Origin of the sequence: Bullifex sp. (assembly GCF_034103065.1) — a bacterium.
GTDB lineage: Bacteria > Spirochaetota > Spirochaetia > Sphaerochaetales > Sphaerochaetaceae > Bullifex.
This window is the reverse complement of sequence record NZ_JAXEGN010000290.1, coordinates 1-1,811: the sequence shown is the minus strand read 5'-3', so window position 1 is coordinate 1,811 and position 1,811 is coordinate 1. Positions and strand designations below refer to the sequence as shown.

The window sequence follows — 1,811 nt, the reverse complement described above, 5'->3', positions numbered from 1 at the left end:
TGCACACTTTTTGATAAACTCATGGTCGTAGGTTAAAAAACCAAACCAACCACAAACATTAATTACACTTACACCCTCTAAATCCTCTTCTTTAAATAGTGGAACCATGCCTTCTGGAGCTACATCATAATACCTTAAGTTATATCCTGCTTTTGCATAGCAACTTAATACAGTTTCACAGGTGTAAGCTGGTACATATGCTATGCTACCTTCCTTTGCATTTAAATCCTTTAAGCATGTGTAAATTGCACATCTACCAGACATAGCAAAGATTGTGTTGTTATCGTTGTAGTTATCACATGAACCAAGCTTTTCTAGAGTAAACATTCCTCCTAGATTAGCCATTAGAACCCTCCGATAATATCCTTATCAAGACGTTTGATGATCTCGATTGCAAGTTTAACACCATTATTAAAATCTGATAATGAAGATATTCCATAGTGAGTATGTGCATATCTAACTGGAATACCAATTACAATGCAAGGAACACCTAATGCACCTAAATGAATTGGAGCACCATCAGTAGCACCTCCTGTTCTTACTGCACTTTGACATGGAATGTTTAACTCTTTTGCAAGGTTTAATGCAAATCTCTGGAATCTTGGATTTGTAATCATTCTTGCATCTATGTGCCTTAGCATTGGACCATGCTTAATACAAGTTTGTCTCTGATATTCAGCAACTACAGTATCATCTGCAGGACAACCTTCAAAACAGATAGCAATATCTGGTTTTACATGATTTACAGTAACTGTAGCACCTCTAGTACCAACCTCTTCTTGAGATGCAAATGCACCAATTACATTTACATTTAGCTTTTCGCCCTCTAAACGCTTAAAGGTTTCAACGATGCTTGCACATCCGAGTCTATTATCAAAGGCCTTTCCAACAAGGAGATCATGCTTTTCATCATATGTACAACTGACTTCAGGAACAACTGGAGCAGCAATATCGATACAAAAATCGTTTTCGATTTCTTCTTTACTAGATGCACCAACATCAATTACTAAATTAGTAATATCTAATGGAGCCTTTCTTTCTGCTTCACTCATGAAGTGTGGTGGTTTTGATGCAACAACACCAGGAATATACTTTCCAAAGCGATTTTGAACTCTTACTTGGTGCGCAGGTATATTAGTTACAACCCAACCTCCAATGTTGATAAACTCAAGCTGTCCATCTGGTCTTATTGCTTTAACCATAAAACCTACTTCGTCAGTGTGAGCATCTAACATGACTACTGGTTTTCCCTCTACATTGTCCTTTTTCTCAAGATAAAGATTTCTCATACAATCTTCAGAAAAAGCACCTAAATCTTTTGCATTAGATCTTATTACTTGTAATACTTCGTCTTCGAAGCCTGATATACCGTTTGCATCGCTGATTTGTTTTATCAGCTCAATAGTTGAATTCATCGTTATCTTCCTTTTTGGAAAGGGAGAAAATTGCTTTTCTCCCTTTAAATATTAGTATTTAGTGATTTGAACCTTCTGGATCTTGTGATAACCAATTGGGTCAAGCATGAAGCCCCGTACCTTATTAGTTGTTCCAACTCTCATTGTATCATACATTATAGTAACGTTGTTAGATTCATCCTTTAATACTTCTGCAAGTTAGGAATCATTGCATTCTTAAGCATATGACGTTTTGTGACTTGTCCTTCTGGGACACCTTTAGCTCTTGCAGTTGAAATATAGTCCTGTCTAATTACTTCAAGCATTGATGAACGAGTCATTCTTGCTACTGTTGCAGCAACACCTGTACCAAGTGTTAATGCAGGCAGAATTACACTTTTAATTAATGGGATAAAA

At 36.5% G+C, this 1,811-nt stretch carries 1 protein-coding gene and 2 pseudogenes; all 3 read right to left on the bottom strand.

The window, feature by feature from the left end:
- Window positions 1–345 (bottom strand): annotated as a pseudogene (locus SOY52_RS11065) (hypothetical protein); the annotation flags it as partial.
- The gene (locus SOY52_RS11060; RefSeq protein ID WP_320849015.1) at window positions 345–1,415 is read right to left on the bottom strand and encodes a M42 family metallopeptidase; all 1,071 of its coding nucleotides are present in this window, start codon (window positions 1,413–1,415) and stop codon (window positions 345–347) included. The pseudogene SOY52_RS11065 and the gene SOY52_RS11060, both read right to left, overlap by 1 nt.
- A 200-nt stretch (window positions 1,416–1,615) precedes the next feature.
- Window positions 1,616–1,811 (bottom strand): annotated as a pseudogene (locus tag SOY52_RS11055) (ABC transporter permease subunit); the annotation flags it as partial.

Excerpts from the sequence above, each read along its gene's own strand:
- SOY52_RS11060 (WP_320849015.1), bottom strand. The coding sequence starts at position 1,415 with ATGAATTCAACTATTGAGCTGATAAAACAAATCAGCGATGCAAACGGT.